Genomic DNA, 17,127 nt, shown 5'->3' with positions numbered 1-17,127 from the left:
CCTACTTGCTTGCCTAAGCTGCCTTATGGCGCACCCGGCAGGACTCGAACCTGCGACCATCCGCTTAGAAGGCGGATGCTCTATCCAGCTGAGCTACGGGCGCATATTCAATCTGCTTTCCGTTACGATTGCAAATCAATTTTCAGCCTTACCGAACGAGCTAGCAAATCCACTCATTCTGCCTGACTTTGCTAACCAGTGCTAGGTTGTGCCCGACAAGTGCGACGAATGTTATAGACGAGCCGAAAGGTCGTCAACACTTTTTTCAAAAAAATTTAAATTATTTAAGGGGTTAGGGGATTTGCCCGACCACGCGCCTTTGCCCTCGGCCCGGCTCGTGCGAGAATGCGCCCTCTTTATTGTTCCCTTCTCGATGGTTAATCACGCGTCTATGACTGCACACCTTATAGATGGCAAGGCGATCGCCGCCAACCTGCGCAAGCAGATCGCCCAACGTGTCGCCGAGCGCCGCCAGCAAGGCCTGCGCACGCCAGGCCTGGCGGTGATCCTGGTCGGCACCGACCCGGCCTCCCAAGTCTACGTTTCGCACAAGCGCAAGGACTGTGAGGAAGTCGGCTTCATCTCCCAGGCGTTCGACCTGCCCAGCGACACCACGCAGCAAGCCCTGACCGATCTGATCGACCGTCTCAACGACGACCCGGCCGTCGATGGCATCCTGCTGCAATTGCCGCTGCCAGCGCATCTGGACGCTTCGCTGCTGCTCGAGCGCATTCGTCCGGACAAGGACGTCGATGGTTTCCACCCCTACAACATCGGTCGCCTGGCCCAGCGTATCCCGCTGCTGCGCCCATGCACCCCGAAGGGCATCGTCACCCTGCTGGAAAGCACCGGGCAAGACCTGTACGGCATGAACGCCGTTATCGTCGGCGCCTCCAACATCGTCGGTCGCCCGATGGCCATGGAACTGCTGCTGGCCGGCTGTACCGTCACCGTCTGCCATCGCTTCACCAAGGACCTGGCCGGCCACGTCGGTCGCGCCGACCTGCTGGTGGTAGCGGCCGGCAAGCCGGGGCTGGTCAAGGGCGAGTGGGTCAAGGAAGGCGCCATCGTCATCGACGTGGGCATCAACCGCCAGGACGACGGCAAGCTGGTGGGCGATGTGGTCTACGAGACCGCCCTGCCCCGCGCCGGCTGGATCACGCCGGTACCGGGTGGTGTCGGGCCGATGACCCGCGCGTGCCTGCTGGAGAACACCTTGTACGCGGCTGAAGAGCTGCACAAGTAATCGTTCTCGGCACACTGGATTTAGTTTCCAGCGGCGCAGCAATGAAAAACGGCACCCCAAGGGTGCCGTTTTTCATTAAGCGGTTCGGCAACTGATCACTTGCGCGCCTCTTCCCACGACTTGAGCAGCTCGTTGTAGCTGACTGTCTCGCCCTTCGGCTTCTCGTTGGCCAGCTTGGGTTTCGGCGCGCCCGGCTGGTCGAACCAGTACTGCGCATCACGCTCTGGGTTGAGCTTGGGTGCACAGGTGGCCTGGGCGTTGGAACGCTGCAACCGCTCCATCATGCGGTCCTGGTCACGGGCCAGGCCGTCGAGGGCTTCCTGCGGGGTCTTCTCGCCACTTGCCACCTCGGCGATATGACTCCACCACAGCTGCGCCAGGCGCGGGTAGTCAGGCACGTTGGTGCCGGTCGGGGTCCACTGCACCCGGGCCGGGCTGCGATAGAACTCCACCAGCCCACCCAGCTTGGGCGCCATCTCGGTCATGGCCTGGGAGTTGATGTCCGACTCGCGGATCGGCGTAAGGCCGACGATGGTCTTCTTCAACGACACGGTTTTCGAGGTCACGAACTGTGCGTACAGCCATGCCGCGAGGCGTTGCTTTTCGGGGGTGGACTTGAAGAAGGTCCAGGAACCGGTGTCCTGGTAACCCAGTTTCATGCCCTCTTCCCAATACGGCCCTTTCGGCGACGGCGCCATGCGCCACTTCGGCGTGCCATCGGCGTTGACCACTGGCAGCCCGGGCTTGACCATATCGGCGGTGAAGGCGGTGTACCAGAAGATCTGCTGGGCGATATTGCCCTGGGCCGGCACCGGGCCGGACTCGGAGAAGGTCATGCCCTGCGCTTCCTTCGGCGCATAGGCGCGCAGCCAGTCCACGTACTTCTGAGTCGCGAACACCGCTGCCGGGCCGTTGGTGTCGCCACCACGGGTGACACTGGAGCCAACCGGGTGGCAGTCCTCAACGCGAATGCCCCACTCGTCCACCGGCAAGCCATTGGGCAGGCCTTTGTCGCCGCCACCGGCCATGGAGAACCAGGCATCGGTGAAACGCCAGCCGAGCGAAGGGTCCTTCTTGCCGTAGTCCATATGGCCGTAGACACGCTTGCCATCGATCTCCTTGACGTCTTCGGTGAAGAACTTGGCAATGTCTTCATAGGCCGACCAGTTCACTGGCACACCCAGCTCGTAGCCGTACTTTTCCTTGAACTTGGCCTTCAGATCAGGGCGCTCGAACCAGTCGGCGCGGAACCAATAAAGGTTGGCGAACTGCTGGTCAGGCAACTGGTAGACCTTGCCGTCTGGCGCGGTGGTGAAGGAAATACCGATAAAGTCTTTCAGGTCGAGCGTAGGCGAGGTGTAGTCCTTGCCTTCGTTGGCCATCAGGTCAGTGATCGACTGCACCTTGCCATAGCGAAAGTGCGTGCCGATCAGGTCGGAGTCGTTGACCCAGCCGTCGTAGATGTTCTTGTCCGACTGCATCTGCGTCTGCAGCTTCTCCACCACATCGCCTTCCTGCAACAGGTCGTGGGTGAGCTGGATGCCTGTGATCTCGCTGAATGCCTTGGCCAGTACCTTGGACTCATACTCATGAGTGGTGAGGGTTTCCGACACCACGTTGATCTTCATCCCACGAAACGGCTCGGCGGCCTTGATGAACCACTTGAGTTCCGCCATCTGCTGCTCGGCACTCAGGGTGGAAGGCTTGAACTCGCTGCCGATCCATTTTTTCGCCGCGTCCTCGTACTGATCGGCCCACGCCGTGCCCTGCAGGCCGCCGAGCAGCAGCGCCGCGGCCAGAGTCAAATGTCGCCGCTTGTTGTCGTTATCGAACATTGTGATCTCCCGATTGAAATGATCCGCCGCCCCGGGCTAACCCCAGCGCAGCACCACCACGAGCCAGGCCAGCGACAGCAGCGAGGCCATCCACAGCGGCCAGTCGCTGGCGCCGATCACCGCAAGGTGCAGGTAGGCACTGGCCAGCAGGCCGATGAACAACCGGTCGCCACGACTGGTGACGAGCGGCAGAAAACCGCGCCGCTCCACACAGGGGCGACGCAGCTCGAACACAGTCATGCACGACAGCAGCACGCCGACGGCGACAAAGAACAGCGCCGTGGGCAAGGTCCAGGCCATCCACTCCATCGTTGCGCCCTCCTATACCCGGCCCAGGGCAAAGCCCTTGGCCACATGGTTGCGGACAAACCAGATCACCAGCATGCCAGGCAGGATGGTCAGCACCCCGGCGGCCGCCAGCACTCCCCAGTCGATACCCGAGGCCGACACGGTGCGGGTCATCACCGCCGCAATCGGCTTGGCGCTCACCGAGGTCAAGGTTCGCGCCAGCAGCAACTCGACCCACGAGAACATGAAGCAGAAGAAGGCTGTCACGCCGATCCCGGAGCCGATCAGCGGCACGAAGATCTTCACGAAGAAACGCGGGAAGCTGTAACCATCGATGTAGGCGGTTTCGTCGATCTCTTTTGGCACCCCCGACATGAACCCCTCCAGGATCCACACCGCCAGCGGCACATTGAACAAGCAGTGGGCCAGGGCCACGGCAATGTGCGTGTCGAACAGGCCGATGGACGAATACAGCTGGAAGAACGGCAGCAGGAACACCGCCGGTGGCGCCATGCGGTTGGTCAGCAGCCAGAAGAACAGGTGGCGATCACCGAGAAAACGATAACGCGAGAACGCATACGCCGCCGGCAAGGCCACCGCCAGAGAGATCACCGTGTTCAGGCACACGTAGTACAACGAGTTGAGGTAGCCGCTGTACCAGCTCGGGTCGGTGAAAATGACCCGATAGTTGTCGAAGGTGAACGCCTGCGGCCACAGGGTCAGCCCGCCAAGGATCTCGGTATTGCTCTTGAACGACATGTTCAACAGCCAGTAGATCGGCACCAGCAGGAAGAAGAAGTACAGCAGCAAAGGCACCGCTTTGCGCAAGGTCATGGCCTACTCCTTGTCGGCGTGGGTCATGGCGGTATAGAACAGCCACGACACCAGCAGGATGATCAGGAAGTACACCAGCGAGAACGCCGCCGCCGGCCCCAGGTCGAACTGCCCGACCGCCATGCGCGTGAGGGTCTGGCTGAGGAACGTGGTGGCATTGCCCGGCCCGCCGCCCGTGAGCACGAAAGGCTCGGTATAGATCATGAAGCTGTCCATGAAGCGCAGCATCACCGCGATCAGCAGCACGCTCTTGAGCTTCGGCAGCTGGATATGGCGAAACACCGCCCAACCCGAGGCGCGGTCGATGCGCGCAGCCTGGTAGTACACGTCGGGAATGGCGCGCAACCCCGAGTAGCACAGCAGCGCTACCAGCGAGGTCCAGTGCCAGACATCCATCACCAGCACCGTGACCCAGGCATCCAGCGGATCGCCCGCATAGTTGTAGCTGACCCCAAGCTTGGCCAAGGTAGCCCCAAGCAGCCCGATATCGGCGCGGCCGAAGATCTGCCAGATGGTGCCGACCACGTTCCACGGGATCAGCAGTGGAATGGCCATGATGATCAGGCACACCGAGGCCATGCGCCCCTTGGTCGGCATGGTCAGGGCGATAGCGATGCCCAGCGGGATCTCGATCAGCAGCACGCAGCCCGAATAGATGAACTGACGCAACAGCGCATCGTGCAATGCGGGGTCTCGCAACACCTGGCGGTACCAGTCGGCACCGACGAAGTAGCGGTTGGAGGCGTCGAAGATGTCCTGCACCGAATAGTTGACCACCGTCATCATCGGCACCACGGCGCTGAAGGCCACCAGCAGGAACACCGGCAGCACCAGCCACCATGCCTTGTTGTTCGGCACCTTGTTCATGGCGCGGCCTCCAGCAGCAGGTCATCGACGTAGAGCATCAGCCACTGCGCCGGCAGGCTGACCCATGCGCGCCCTTCAGGCAGGGGACGGTCCTCACCCATGCGAGCCTTGAGGGTGACGCCCGCCAACTCCAGGGTGAGGATGCGGTAGGTGCCCAGGTCTTCTACATCCAGGACCTGGGCCTCGAAGGCATCATCGATCGGGCGGTCCCAGACCTGCACGAACTCTGGACGAATCCCCACCTGCAAGCGCTCGCCCGCTTGCTCGGCCAGGCGCTCGCGCAGGCCATCCGGCAATGGTAGGTGCAGGCCGCCGAAACTCACGCCATCGGCTTCGGCACGCACATCGATCAGGTTCATCCCGGGGCTGCCGATGAAGTAGCCCACGAAGGTGTGGCGCGGGCGCTCGAACAATTCGCGCGGGGTGCCGAACTGGACAATGCGCCCACCGTGCATCACCGCGATCTTGTCGGCGAAGGTCGAGGCCTCCAGCTGATCGTGGGTGACATAGATCATGGTGATGTTGAACTGCTCGTGAATCTGCTTGAGCTTGCGCCGCAGCTTCCATTTCAAGTGCGGATCGATCACCGTCAGCGGCTCGTCGAAAAGGATCGCCGACACATCGTCGCGCACCAGGCCGCGGCCCATCGAGACCTTCTGCTTTTCGTCGGCGCTCAGGTTGCGCGCCTTTTTCTTCAGCACCGCCCCCAGGTCGAGCACCTCGGCGATCTCTTCGACACGCGCCTTCACCCGCAGCTCGTCCAGGCCCTGGTTACGCAGGGGGAAGGCCAGGTTGTCGAACACGCTCATGGTGTCGTACACCACCGGGAACTGGAACACCTGGGCAATGTTGCGCTGCTGCGGCGACAGCGCATTGACCGGCTGACCGTCGAACTGCACCTCTCCCTGGGACGGACTGAGCAGGCCGGAAATGATGTTGAGCAAGGTCGACTTGCCGCAGCCGGAAGGCCCGAGCAAGGCGTAGGCCCCGCCCTGCTCCCAGACGTGCTCGAGCTCGTGCAAGGCATAGTCGGCAGCGCTGGCGGGCTGGCGGCTGTAGCTATGGGCCAGGCGATGCAAGCGGATCTCGGCCATCAGCGGCGCCTCCCCTGGCGCAGGCCAGGGGCCTGTACCAATTGACCGGTGCTGTCGAAGACGAACAGCTTGTGGGTGGGGATGAACACCGGGACCTGGGTGTCCACCTGATATTCGTGCACACCCGGCAGGTGCAGGATCATCCGCCAGTGCTCGTTGCGCACATGCAGGAAGGTCTCCGAGCCGCTGATCTCAGCCAACTCGACCAGCACGGTCAGCTCGAGGTCGTCGTCATGGGACGGCACCAGGGTGATGTGGCTGGGGCGCACACCGAAGCGGTAGTCGCCATCGGCCAGGGCGCGCAGATCGTCGGTACGGGCGAAGTGCACAGCGCCGGCCAAGCTCACCTCGTTGCCCGCGACCCGCCCGCTGACCAGGTTGATCGGCGGCTCCGAGAACAACTCGGCGGCCAGCACGTTGCAAGGCTTGTGGTAGACCTCGGCGGTGGGGCCGCTTTGCAGCAGCCGCCCTTCATGAAGGATGGTGGTGGTGCCGCCCAGGGCCAAGGCTTCGTTCGGCTCGGTGGTGGCATACACAGCGATGCAGTTGCGCTCGGCGAACAGCGCGCGCAGCTCCTGGCGCAGCCCTTCACGCAGCTTGTAGTCGAGGTTGACCAGCGGCTCGTCGAAGAGGATCAGCGAAGCGTCCTTGACCAACGCGCGGGCCATCGCCGTGCGCTGCTGCTGTCCCCCGGAAAGCTCCAGCGGCAAGCGCTGCAGATAGGCTTCGATGCGCAGCATCTCGGCCGTCTGGTGCACCCGCTGGCGAATCTGCGCTTCCGGCAGGCGCGCCTGGCGCAGCGGTGAGGCGATGTTTTCGAACACGCTGAGGGTGGGGTAATTGATGAACTGCTGATAGACCATCGACACATTGCGTTCACGCACCGGGCGCCCGGTGACGTCCTCGCCATCCATCAGCACCCGCCCGCTGTCCGGGCGATCCAGGCCGGCCATCAGACGCATCAGGCTGGTCTTGCCAGACAGGGTACGGCCAAGCAGCACGTTGAACGAGCCCGGCTCGAAACGCAGACTGGCCTCGGCGATCCAGGCCTGGTTATCGACGTGGCGGCTGACCTGCTCCAGCACCAGGGTCATGGCGTAGCCTTCTTGTGATTGTTGTCCGCCGAACGGAGCCAGAACCGTGCCAGAAACCGCCGAACGCTCTGGCACCGGCTCTACGCAGCAGCACCCTGTTCGCCTGCGAACACAAATGAACAGTTTCGCTGGACAGTTGAACAATCACGGCATTGACAATGAACAGTTGTGAACGACACTCAAGGGCGGTCGCCGACAACAACAATCACACAGGGACAGGCCCATGGCCGCTGACACCCCGACCCACGCCCACCTGATCCAGGCCTCCTGGGCCCGCTGCCGCGAATACGGCCTGCAACCGCACAGCGCGCCGGATTTCGACTGCCTGACCGGCGCACAACTGAACGAACTGCTCGAGCATCGTCAGGCCCTGCTGCAACTGACCCGCGACGCAGTACTGCCGCAGTACACACACCTGCTGGGCAACTCCAGCTACCTGGTGATGCTCGCCGATGCCGGCGGCTGCCTGCTCGATGCCTGGGGGACGCGGCGCTTCGTCGAGCCGCGCCAGCAGCACGGTTTCACCCCAGGCGCGCACTGGCAGGAACGCGGCGTGGGCACCAATGCGCTGGGCACGGCATTGGCCTGCGGTGAGGCCATCCACGTCGGCCAGGACGAACATTTCCTGCGCCAGAACCGCTACATGGCCAGCGCCGCCGCGCCCTTGTTCGATGCCGAGCGTCGGCTGGTGGGCGTACTGGATGTCTCAAGCGATGGCTACCTGCCCGTCGCCCAGACCCTCGGCCTGGTGCGCATGATGGGCCAGAGCCTGGAGAATCGCCTGATTCTCGCCGCCCACAGCGACCGGCACGGGCAACTGCTGTTCAATACCGCACCCGACAACCTCGACAGCCCCTGGGCCGGCTTGCTGCTGTTCGACGAGCATGGGCGAGTGCTGGCCGCCAATCATCGCGCCGACAGCCTGCTGGGCCAGGATCCGCGGCAGTGCACGCTCGAACAGCTGTTCCAGACCTCGCTGAAACAGATTCTCGCCCACCCTCAGGAAAGCGCCTTCGCCCTGCAGGTCGCCGGTCGCCACCGTTTCCACTGCCAGTGGCGCGCACCGCATCAACCTGTGCGCAGCACACCCCCGAGCAGCGACCCTCGCGTGAGCAAGGCGCTGGCCCAGGCCGGCCTGCTGCTGGAAAAGGATATTCCAGTGCTGATCCAGGGCGAGACAGGCGTTGGCAAGGAAGTCTTCGTCAATGCCCTGCACCAGGCCAGCAGCCGCGCCGACCAGCCACTGATCGCGGTGAACTGCGCGGCGATCCCGGCAGAACTGGTGGAGTCGGAATTGTTCGGCTACGAGAAAGGCGCCTTCACCGGTGCCCACCACAAAGGCAACACCGGGCTGATCCGCAAGGCTGACGGCGGCATTCTGTTTCTCGACGAAATTGGCGACATGCCCCTGCCAACCCAAGCCCGCCTGTTGCGCGTACTGCAGTCGCGCTGCATCCAGCCGCTGGGCAGCGGTGAGCCGGTGGCGGTGGACATTCGCGTGGTCTCGGCGAGCAACCTGGACCTGGCTGCCGAAGTCCGGGCCGGGCGTTTTCGCCAAGACCTCTACTACCGCATCGCCGGGCTGGCACTGGCACTGCCCCCGCTACGCGAGCGCAGCGATCGGCGGGCGCTGATCGAGCAGGTGCATGCGCGTTACCGCGAACCCGGGCAGGTACAACGCTTGTCGCCGCGGATACTGGCGCTGCTCGAACAGCATCCCTGGCCGGGAAACCTGCGCGAGCTGGTGACCGTGATGCAGGTTGCCCTGGCGTTGGCCGGGCCTGATGCCATCGGCGAGGAGCACCTGCCAGCGGCGTTCCTGGCGGAAGCTGCGACGCCCCTGCCCACACCTGAACGGTCCGACACCGGGCAAGACCTCAACGCCCTGCTGCACGAAGCCAACGGTAATCTTTCATCGGTGGCGCGGGCGCTGGGGATCAGCCGCACGACGCTGTACAAGCGGCTGCGCTCGACGGCCGCAGGCTGAGCGGGCCTGAGCTAGGGCTCCACAGCCGATTCCGCTGCCACATCCACCATTTCAGCTGGAGCCGCTGCCGACTACCTGCCGTTCAGCAGGCTTTTCCCACTGCCGCACCGGAAAATGGACACACAGCCCACCTGTGGATGCGTGCCCAATGCAAACAACAAATACCGTCCTCATGATTCGCCCGGCGCGGTTCGCCTTCAACCCCGACACCGCCCTGAACAACCGTTTCCAGAATGCCCCCCTGGACCCTGACGCGGCCAGCAGCAAAGCCCTCGAAGAGTTCGACGGCTACGTGCAGACCTTGCGCCAGCACGGCGTCGAGGTGCTGGTGGTGCAGGACACGCCCGAACCGCACACCCCAGACTCGATCTTCCCCAACAACTGGTGGAGCAGCCATGCCGATGGCAGCCTGGTGCTCTACCCGATGGAAGGTCACAACCGTCGCCTGGAGCGTGAGAAGGGTGTGCTGCAGGTGATCGAAGAGCGTTTCGCCATCGAGCGCACCATCGACCTGAGCCCACTGGAGCAGCAGAATCTGTTCCTCGAAGGCACCGGCAGCATGGTGCTGGATCGCGAACACCGTATCAGCTACGCCTGCCATTCCGGTCGCACCCACGAACAGGCGCTGCGCCAGTTCGCCGAACGCCTCGGCTACCGCCTGTGCCTGTTCCACGCCCTCGATCGCCAGCAGGCACCGATCTATCACAGCAACGTGATGATGAACGTCGGTCGCACCCTGGCCGTCGCCTGCTTAGACGCCCTGCCCCACGCCGACGAACGCCGCACCCTCGAACATTCCCTGCGCGACACCGGCAAGGAGGTGCTGGCACTAGGTTTCGACCAGTTGGAGGGCTTCGCCGGCAACATGCTCGAAGTGCACGACCGCAGCGGCCGCTCGCTGCTGGTGATGTCGCGCAACGCCTGGCGCTCGCTGGACGCCGGCCAACGCCGCCAGGTCGAGCGTCACAGTCATCCGCTGGTGGTCGACATCGACCACATCGAACGCATTGGCGGTGGCAGCGCACGCTGCATGCTCGCCGAAGTCCACCTTCCCTCGCGCCACTGAGCCCCAAAGGAGCACTCCATGACCCGCTATATCGACGTGCAAGACCTCGCCCGCCTGGTCAACCGCAAGGGCCTGCCCACCTGCCTGGCCGAAATGGCCGAATACATTCGTGACGACTACCTGCGCTGGCACGATTTCGAGAAGTGCCCGCGCCTGGCCAACCACTCGCCCGATGGCGTGATCGAGCTGATGCCGGTGTCCGACGCCAGCCTGTACGCCTTCAAGTACGTCAACGGTCACCCCAAGAACACCCACAATGGCTTGCTCACCGTGATGGCGTTCGGTGCGCTGGGCGATGTCGACACCGGCGCCCCGGTGCTGCTCAGCGAAATGACCCTGACCACCGCTATTCGCACCGCCGCCACCTCGGCCCTGGCCGCAGGCTACCTGGCACGCAAGGACAGCCGCAGCATGGCGCTGATCGGCAACGGTTCGCAAAGCGAGTTTCAGGCCATCGCCTTCCACACCCTGCTCGGCATCGAAGAGATTCGCCTGTTCGACATCGACCGCGCCGCCTCGCAGAAACTGGCGGCTAACCTGGCCGGCTACCCCAAGCTCAAGCTGATCATCGCAGCGTCCGTGGCCGATGCGGTACGCGGTGCAGACATCGTCACCACGGTCACCGCCGACAAGGCCTATGCCACCATTCTCACCCCCGAAATGATCGAGCCGGGCATGCATCTCAACGCCGTGGGCGGCGACTGCCCAGGCAAGACCGAACTGCACCGCGAGATCGTCGAGCGCGCACGGGTGATCGTCGAGTACGAACCGCAGAGCCGCATCGAGGGTGAAATCCAGCAGATGCCGGCGGATTCGCCGACCACCGAATTCTGGCAAGTGGTCGAAGGGATAGCTGCCGGTCGCGAGAACGCCGCGCAGGTGACCCTGTTCGACTCGGTAGGCTTTGCCCTGGAGGATTATTCGGCGCTGCGCTATGTGCTGGATGTGGCCAAGGCGCTGGATATCGGCCAGGACATTGCGCTGGTCCCCGAGCTTGAGAACCCGAAGGACCTGTTCGCTCTGCTGCAACCACAAACCGCGGCGCGCAAGGCCAGCGCAGCATGAACACTGCGGGGGCTGTGGTGCACAGCCCCCGCAGGCTTCGATCAGTCGCTTGCCACTGCCGCCTGGACGGCACGGGCGAAGCGGTCAGCCACTTCATCGACCTGTTCGGCGCTGATGATCAGTGGCGGCAGGAAACGCACCACTGCGCCATGCCGGCCGCCCAGCTCGAGAATCAGGCCACGCTTGAGGCACTCGCGCTGAACCTTCGGTGCCAGGGTGCGTGACGCGGCTGGGTGACCGAGGGCATCCAGCGCACCGTCCGGATCGATCAACTCGACCCCCAGCATCAAGCCTCGGCCGCGAATATCACCCAGGTGCGGATAGTCACGCTGCAGGTGTTGCAGGTGGCCGCGCAGGCGCTGGCCCATGGCGGCGGCGTGTTCGTCCAGGCGATGCTCCACCAGGTAATTGATCACTGCGGACCCGGCGGCCATGGCCATCTGGTTGCCACGGAAGGTCCCGGCGTGAGCGCCAGGCGCCCAGGTGTCGAGCCAGTCGCGGTAGACCACTACCGCCAGCGGCAGGCTGCCACCAATGGCTTTGGACAGGGTCACCACGTCCGGCACGATACCCGCGTGCTCGAAAGCGAACATGCGCCCGGTGCGGGCGAAGCCGCTCTGGATCTCGTCGACGATCAGCGCTACCCCAGCCTGCTCGGTGATACGGCGCACGCCGCGCAGCCACTCGATATCGGCCGGAATCACACCGCCCTCGCCCTGGACCACCTCAAGAATCACTGCCGCTGGCAGCTGCACCCCGGCCTCCGGGTCGAGCAGCAGGTTTTCCAGGTAATGCAGGTTGGCACGTACCCCCGCCTCGCCGCCCAGGCCGAACGGGCAGCGGTAGTCGTAGGGATAGGGCATGAACTGCACGCCGCTGTTGAGCAGCGCGCCCAAGGGCTGTTTCGGCCCCAGGCTGCCCATCAGGCTCAGCGCACCCTGAGTCATGCCGTGGTAGGCCCCCTGGAAGGCCAGCACCGTGCTGCGTCCGGTGGCGGTACGCACCAGCTTCAATGCGGCTTCCACCGCGTCGGTGCCGGTTGGCCCACAGAACTGGATCTTCGCCTCGCGACGCAGTGCCTCGGGCAGCACCGCGAACAGGTCCTGAACGAATCGATCCTTGACCGGCGTGGTCAGGTCGAGGGTGTGCAGCGGCAGCTCATCGGCCAGTACGCGCTGGATCGCTTCGACCACAACCGGGTGGTTGTGCCCCAGCGCCAGGGTGCCGGCACCGGCGAGGCAGTCGATGAACTGGCGGCCTTCGACGTCCTCGACATGGATACCACGGGCACGCTTGAGCGCCAGCGGAATGCGACGCGGGTAGCTGCGGGCATTGGATTCCTGTTGCTGCTGACGCAACAGCAAGGCTGAATCCTCGAAGTGGTACAGAGATTCCGGCGCAACGGCCGGCAGTGCCTGGGCAAGGCTGGAAGCGGTAGACATCGGCGAACCCTCGCAAGCAAGTAGGAATGCCCGCCACGTCCCTGTAACCGGATGTGTGTCGGGAAGTCATCGCTTGGGAGACGCTTGAGTGGGGTGTGGATTTAGCAGATTCGGGGGCCAATGTGGCATTTCACAGGCGCACCCGCGAAATGCCACATTGGCCGATGATCAGGCCCGAGCCTCCCGCGTCGGCACCTGCAGCCAGACCCGCAGCCCGTCACTGCGGCTGTCGAAACGCAAGCTGCCCGCGCAGCGCTGGACGATCGCCTGGACAATCGCCAAGCCCAGCCCGCTGCCGACACTCTTGCTGTTGCGCCAGAAACGCTCGGTCAGGTGCTTGAGGTCCTCGTCGGCGATACCCGGGCCATGATCGCGAACCAGGAAGCCCACCTGCCCATCGGCCATCTGCACCTCCAGCTCCACCGCCTCGTTGCCGCCATGGCGCAGGGCGTTGTCCAGCAGGTTGCGCAGCGCCGCCACCGCCAAGGGTGCGGGCATACCCAGATAGATGCGGGTGGCCTCTTCAGGCAGACGCACGACGATTCGCCGGTTGTCACCGCCACCGGCATCCTGCACCGCCTGGCGCGCGACTTGTTCGGCACTGCACAGCACGCCATCTTCGAACGACAGGCTGCCCTCGACCCTCGCCAGCATCAGCAACTGCTCCAAGGTCCGGTGCATGCGGTCGGCGCCCTGCTCGGCGTGCTCCAGGGCCTGCTCGCGCACACTACCGTCGGTCATGCGCGCCACTTGCAGGTGGGTCTTGATGGCCGTCAGCGGACTGCGCAGTTCGTGAGCGGCATCATCGGTCAGGCGTCGCTCGCGCTCGATGGTCTGGGCGATACGCAGGAACAGCTGGTTCTGGGTTTCCAGCAAGGGTTGCAGTTCGCTGGGCATGCCCGCCACCTGCAAGGGTTCGACGCTGTCGGCGCGACGCTTGCGCAGGGCGTCACGCATGCGGTTGAGCGGCTCCAGCCCCTTGCCCAGACCAATCCACAGCAACCCCAGGCTGCCGAGCAAGGCCATCAGCACCGGTGCCGAAGCGGCCAGCAGGATCGACTGGTTGAGCGCCTCGCGTTCCTGATGGCGATCGGCCGTGGTGATCCGCACATCGCCATGGTTGTAGGTGAAGGTGCGCCATGAACTGCCGTCGATCGTCTGGTCACGGAAGCCGCTGCGCTGATCGTCCATGCTGCCATCATGCTTGTGGTTGCTGGCGAGGATCTCGCCGCGCAGGGAGCTGACCTGGCAGGCCATACCGTCCGGCACGCTGAACTGGTCGGCGGCGAAGTGCGCATCCCGGCCCTTGGCCCCCAGCGGCTGCGGCAACTGGTCGACCAGGCCCGCGACCATCCGCGCCGAGGCCACCAGGCGCTGGTCGAGGGAGAACATCATCTGCTGGCGCAGGTCGCGCAACATCCAGGCCGCCGCCAGGATCCAGATCAGGATGAAGGCACTGCCCAGGATCAGCGACAGACGAACCCGCAGGCTCATGGTGCGGTCTCCTGCGGGGCCTGCGCCGCACCCAGGCGATAACCCAGCCCGCGCACCGTCTCGACGATACTGTTGCCAAGCTTGCGCCGCAGGTGGTGGATATGAACGTTGAGGGCATTGCTCTCGACTTCATCGCTGAAGCCATACACGCAATCCTTGAGCTGTTCGCTGGACAGCACGCGCCCGGGGTTCTGCAGCAAGGCCTGAAGCAAGGCCTGTTCGCGCCGGGACAGATCGACCGGACGACCGGCCAGGGTCGCCTCGCAACTGCTGGGGTTATAGACCAAGGGGCCGTGCTCGATGACATTCACCGCGCGCCCGGCCACCCGGCGCAGGAGCGTGTGCAGGCGCGCCGCCAGCTCACGCAGGTCGAAAGGTTTTAGCAGGTAGTCGTCGGCGCCGGCCTGCAGGCCATCGACCCGGTCGGTGACCGCATCACGGGCCGTGAGCACCAGCACGGGCAGCACCTCGCCTTGCTGGCGCAGGCGACGCAGCAGCTTGAGGCCGTCTTCGTCGGGCAACCCCAGGTCGAGGATCATCACATCGAACTGGGCTGCCTGGAGCAGTGCACGTGCCGCCGAGGCGCTGGCGACCCGATCGACTGTCAGGCCCTGGGCCGTGAGGCCGGCGCAGATGCCGCTGGCGATCAGGTCGTCGTCCTCGCAGAGCAGTACGTGCATGGGAAATCTCCGGGTAAGTGGATGCGCAGTGCAACAAAACGGGATTAAGCGCCGATTATGAACCTCACCCCGCGTTTCGTCGCCTGCGCCAGCCGTCGGTTACTCGAGTACCTCGACCGGCATGCCGACTTCAAGTCGCCCGCTGCCATCGACCGCCAGGTTCTGCCCGAACAGCACATCCCCTTCCCGCTCGCGGAAGGTCTTGAGGGTGGTCAACGGCTCCCGGTCGCCACTGCGCTCACCCGTCTGCGGATCGAGGGTGGTGAGGATGCAGCGTACGCTGGGCTTGAGCACCCGCAGGGTCATGTCGCCGATACGGATGCGCTTCCAGCCATCTTCGGCAAACGCCTCGGCACCCTCGACCACCAGGTTGGGGCGAAAACGCAGCATCTGCATTGGCCGGCCGATGCGCCGATTGAGCTCATCGAGCGAGCCCTGGCCGATCAGCAATAAAGGAAAGCCGTCGGGGAAGGCCGCGCGGTCACTGTTGAGCCCATAGCCGCTGGGCAGATAGCGTGCCCGCTGCTGCGGGCAGTGCACCAGACGTACCGCCTTGCCGAGCATCTGGCTGAGCCACGCCGCGGCCTCGTCGCCGGCGTCGGGCACGCGCAAGGTGTCGCGCCAGATGGTCACGCCGCGCAGGTCGTCATCGGCACCCGGCACCTTGACCCTCAGCGGCGCCTGCCCGGGGGTTTCCAGCAGCAGGCTCTCCCCATCGCCACAGGTGGCCGTGAGCCGCCCCAATTGCGGCCAGGCGCGCTGGGTAAGGAAGCGCCCGGTGTCCTGCTCGACCACCATCCAGCGCCGGTCGCCCGACAGCCCCATGGCATCCACCTTCGACTCGCCCAGGCTCTGCGCCTGACAAGACTTCACCGGATACCGGTACAACGCACTCAGAAACATCCCCGCCCGCCTCGTGCCAGTCGAAAAGCCAAGCTTATACCCACCACGCGGCGTGTGCAGGTATCAGACTGCCACGTGATCGAGCGACAGGCGCTCGCGCACCACATCCACCAGGCGGTCCGGCTGGAACTTGGAGAGGAAGTTGTCGCAGCCGACCTTCTTCACCATCGACTCGTTGAAGCTGCCCGACAGCGACGTGTGCAGCACTACGTACAGCCCGCGCAGACGTGGGTCGTTGCGGATCTCGGTGGTCAGGCGGTAACCGTCCATCTCTGGCATTTCGGCATCGGTGAAGATCATCAGCAGCTTTTCGCAGACGTCTTCGCCGGCATCGGCCCAGCCCTTGAGCATGCGCAGCGCCTTCAGGCCATCACTGGCGATGTGCAGCTTCACACCCAGCTGCGACAAGGTGTCACGCAGCTGGGCCAGGGCCACGCTGGAGTCGTCCACCAGCAGCACTTCACGACCGCGGGCACGGGCCAGTACCGGGTCTTCGAGCTTGTCGCGGGAGACCTTGGCGCTGTAGGGCACGATCTCGGCCAGCACCTTCTCCACGTCGATGATCTCCACCAGTTTCTCGTCGACCTTGGTGATCGCGGTCAGGTAATGCTGGCGGCCGGCGCTGGTGGGCGGCGGCATGATAGCTTCCCAGTTCATGTTGACGATGCGATCGACCCCGCCGACCAGGAAAGCCTGTACCGAGCGATTGTACTCGGTGACGATGATGGTGCTGTCCGGCCCTGGCTGCAGCGGCCGCATGCCGATCGCCTGGGACAGGTCAATCACCGGCAGGGTCTGGCCGCGCAGGTTGACCACGCCACAGACGAAGGTGTGGCGCTGCGGCATCAGGGTCAGCTTGGGCAGTTGCAGCACCTCCTGCACCTTGAACACGTTGATCGCGAACAGCTGTCGCCCCGCCAGGCGGAACATGAGGATTTCCAGGCGGTTCTCGCCTACCAATTGCGTGCGTTGATCTACCGTGTCGAGAATGCCAGCCATTGCGCAACCCCCTGGCTCTGAGCCGGAAAAAGTGGATACATCCGCCCTGTATCGGCACAATCTGCCGGAGCTTGACCCCTGCAGAAAAATGCCCGGGCGGCGATTGATATCACTTTACCATCATGCTTTACTGCTGCCACATCCCTCCCCATCCGCCGCGCTGCGGACGTATCACCGCCACTGAGACATCATCAGGGAAACCCCTAGGAGCAATCGGGAGCAACCTGATATTC

Annotated in this window: 15 protein-coding genes and 1 tRNA gene; 4 read left to right on the top strand and 12 right to left on the bottom strand. The window is 64.2% G+C overall.

The features are described 5' to 3' along the window. Positions 1-26 precede the first annotated feature (26 nt). A tRNA-Arg gene (locus AC2CGW_RS15490) sits at positions 27-103 on the bottom strand. A 288-nt stretch (positions 104-391) separates the two neighbouring features. Between AC2CGW_RS15490 and folD the strand changes: the two genes are divergently transcribed. Then, complete coding sequence (folD, locus tag AC2CGW_RS15485; RefSeq protein ID WP_186669596.1) at positions 392-1,246, top strand: bifunctional methylenetetrahydrofolate dehydrogenase/methenyltetrahydrofolate cyclohydrolase FolD; 855 nt, start codon at positions 392-394, stop codon at positions 1,244-1,246. Positions 1,247-1,341: 95 nt separating this feature from the next. On the opposite strand, the gene AC2CGW_RS15480 is transcribed toward folD, so the two are convergent. The 6 genes from AC2CGW_RS15480 to AC2CGW_RS15455 are packed head-to-tail and all read right to left on the bottom strand — an operon-like array spanning position 1,342 to position 7,258. Further along, on the bottom strand, positions 1,342-3,081 hold the full coding sequence (locus AC2CGW_RS15480; protein ID WP_186669598.1) for an ABC transporter substrate-binding protein: 1,740 nt from the start codon (positions 3,079-3,081) through the stop codon (positions 1,342-1,344). A gap of 36 nt (positions 3,082-3,117) precedes the next feature. Continuing rightward, a complete protein-coding gene (locus AC2CGW_RS15475) occupies positions 3,118-3,390 on the bottom strand; it encodes a DUF2160 domain-containing protein (RefSeq protein WP_186719687.1) in 273 nt (90 codons plus the stop codon). A 12-nt stretch (positions 3,391-3,402) separates the two neighbouring features. Continuing rightward, positions 3,403-4,203: a carbohydrate ABC transporter permease gene (locus AC2CGW_RS15470; protein ID WP_186710442.1), complete on the bottom strand. Its 801-nt coding sequence runs from the start codon at positions 4,201-4,203 to the stop codon at positions 3,403-3,405. A gap of 3 nt (positions 4,204-4,206) precedes the next feature. Continuing rightward, positions 4,207-5,070 (bottom strand): carbohydrate ABC transporter permease, encoded by an 864-nt coding sequence (locus AC2CGW_RS15465; RefSeq protein ID WP_186669603.1) that lies wholly within the window; start codon positions 5,068-5,070, stop codon positions 4,207-4,209. Beyond that, entirely contained in the window at positions 5,067-6,164 is a 1,098-nt protein-coding gene (locus AC2CGW_RS15460; protein WP_484574260.1) for an ABC transporter ATP-binding protein, read from the bottom strand. The genes AC2CGW_RS15465 and AC2CGW_RS15460 overlap by 4 nt, the downstream gene beginning before the upstream one ends. After that, positions 6,164-7,258 (bottom strand): ABC transporter ATP-binding protein, encoded by a 1,095-nt coding sequence (locus AC2CGW_RS15455; RefSeq protein WP_186669607.1) that lies wholly within the window; start codon positions 7,256-7,258, stop codon positions 6,164-6,166. The genes AC2CGW_RS15460 and AC2CGW_RS15455 overlap by 1 nt, the downstream gene beginning before the upstream one ends. 223 nt (positions 7,259-7,481) lie before the next feature. On the opposite strand from AC2CGW_RS15455, the gene AC2CGW_RS15450 reads away from it, so the two are divergent. From AC2CGW_RS15450 to AC2CGW_RS15440, 3 genes are all read left to right on the top strand, one after another. Next, entirely contained in the window at positions 7,482-9,245 is a 1,764-nt protein-coding gene (locus AC2CGW_RS15450; RefSeq protein ID WP_186710445.1) for a sigma-54-dependent Fis family transcriptional regulator, read from the top strand. 148 nt (positions 9,246-9,393) lie between these two features. Next, complete coding sequence (gene ctlX / locus AC2CGW_RS15445; RefSeq protein WP_186669611.1) at positions 9,394-10,311, top strand: citrulline utilization hydrolase CtlX; 918 nt, start codon at positions 9,394-9,396, stop codon at positions 10,309-10,311. 18 nt (positions 10,312-10,329) lie between these two features. Then, the gene (locus AC2CGW_RS15440) at positions 10,330-11,376 is read left to right on the top strand and encodes an ornithine cyclodeaminase (RefSeq protein ID WP_484574259.1); all 1,047 of its coding nucleotides are present in this window, start codon (positions 10,330-10,332) and stop codon (positions 11,374-11,376) included. A gap of 41 nt (positions 11,377-11,417) precedes the next feature. Here the strand turns inward: AC2CGW_RS15440 and AC2CGW_RS15435 are convergent, their stop codons facing one another. From AC2CGW_RS15435 to AC2CGW_RS15415, 5 genes are all read right to left on the bottom strand, one after another. Continuing rightward, entirely contained in the window at positions 11,418-12,818 is a 1,401-nt protein-coding gene (locus tag AC2CGW_RS15435; protein WP_484574258.1) for a diaminobutyrate--2-oxoglutarate transaminase, read from the bottom strand. A 168-nt stretch (positions 12,819-12,986) separates the two neighbouring features. After that, complete coding sequence (locus tag AC2CGW_RS15430) at positions 12,987-14,312, bottom strand: ATP-binding protein (protein ID WP_186669617.1); 1,326 nt, start codon at positions 14,310-14,312, stop codon at positions 12,987-12,989. Further along, positions 14,309-14,992: a response regulator gene (locus AC2CGW_RS15425; RefSeq protein WP_186669619.1), complete on the bottom strand. Its 684-nt coding sequence runs from the start codon at positions 14,990-14,992 to the stop codon at positions 14,309-14,311. Before AC2CGW_RS15425 ends, AC2CGW_RS15430 begins: the two co-directional genes overlap by 4 nt. A gap of 99 nt (positions 14,993-15,091) precedes the next feature. Then, positions 15,092-15,895 (bottom strand): MOSC domain-containing protein, encoded by an 804-nt coding sequence (locus tag AC2CGW_RS15420; RefSeq protein WP_186669621.1) that lies wholly within the window; start codon positions 15,893-15,895, stop codon positions 15,092-15,094. Positions 15,896-15,958: 63 nt separating this feature from the next. Continuing rightward, a complete protein-coding gene (locus tag AC2CGW_RS15415; protein WP_186669622.1) occupies positions 15,959-16,894 on the bottom strand; it encodes a chemotaxis protein CheV in 936 nt (311 codons plus the stop codon). Between the last annotated feature and the right edge of the window lie 233 nt (positions 16,895-17,127).

Source organism: Pseudomonas sp. SYWMCR5, from assembly GCF_057197165.1.
This window is presented reverse-complemented; position numbering and strand designations above follow the sequence as displayed.

What these genes read in the sequence shown, in the direction of transcription:
- AC2CGW_RS15440 (WP_484574259.1), top strand. Translation starts at nt 10,330, where the DNA reads ATGACCCGCTATATCGACGTGCAAGACCTCGCCCGCCTGGTCAACCGC.
- AC2CGW_RS15480 (WP_186669598.1), bottom strand. Translation starts at nt 3,081, where the DNA reads ATGTTCGATAACGACAACAAGCGGCGACATTTGACTCTGGCCGCGGCG.
- AC2CGW_RS15460 (WP_484574260.1), bottom strand. Translation starts at nt 6,164, where the DNA reads ATGGCCGAGATCCGCTTGCATCGCCTGGCCCATAGCTACAGCCGCCAG.
- AC2CGW_RS15435 (WP_484574258.1), bottom strand. Translation starts at nt 12,818, where the DNA reads ATGTCTACCGCTTCCAGCCTTGCCCAGGCACTGCCGGCCGTTGCGCCG.
- AC2CGW_RS15475 (WP_186719687.1), bottom strand. Translation starts at nt 3,390, where the DNA reads ATGGAGTGGATGGCCTGGACCTTGCCCACGGCGCTGTTCTTTGTCGCC.
- AC2CGW_RS15465 (WP_186669603.1), bottom strand. Translation starts at nt 5,070, where the DNA reads ATGAACAAGGTGCCGAACAACAAGGCATGGTGGCTGGTGCTGCCGGTG.
- AC2CGW_RS15450 (WP_186710445.1), top strand. Translation starts at nt 7,482, where the DNA reads ATGGCCGCTGACACCCCGACCCACGCCCACCTGATCCAGGCCTCCTGG.
- AC2CGW_RS15430 (WP_186669617.1), bottom strand. Translation starts at nt 14,312, where the DNA reads ATGAGCCTGCGGGTTCGTCTGTCGCTGATCCTGGGCAGTGCCTTCATC.
- AC2CGW_RS15420 (WP_186669621.1), bottom strand. Translation starts at nt 15,895, where the DNA reads ATGTTTCTGAGTGCGTTGTACCGGTATCCGGTGAAGTCTTGTCAGGCG.
- AC2CGW_RS15470 (WP_186710442.1), bottom strand. Translation starts at nt 4,203, where the DNA reads ATGACCTTGCGCAAAGCGGTGCCTTTGCTGCTGTACTTCTTCTTCCTG.
- AC2CGW_RS15455 (WP_186669607.1), bottom strand. Translation starts at nt 7,258, where the DNA reads ATGACCCTGGTGCTGGAGCAGGTCAGCCGCCACGTCGATAACCAGGCC.
- ctlX (WP_186669611.1), top strand. Translation starts at nt 9,394, where the DNA reads ATGCAAACAACAAATACCGTCCTCATGATTCGCCCGGCGCGGTTCGCC.
- AC2CGW_RS15415 (WP_186669622.1), bottom strand. Translation starts at nt 16,894, where the DNA reads ATGGCTGGCATTCTCGACACGGTAGATCAACGCACGCAATTGGTAGGC.
- folD (WP_186669596.1), top strand. Translation starts at nt 392, where the DNA reads ATGACTGCACACCTTATAGATGGCAAGGCGATCGCCGCCAACCTGCGC.
- AC2CGW_RS15425 (WP_186669619.1), bottom strand. Translation starts at nt 14,992, where the DNA reads ATGCACGTACTGCTCTGCGAGGACGACGACCTGATCGCCAGCGGCATC.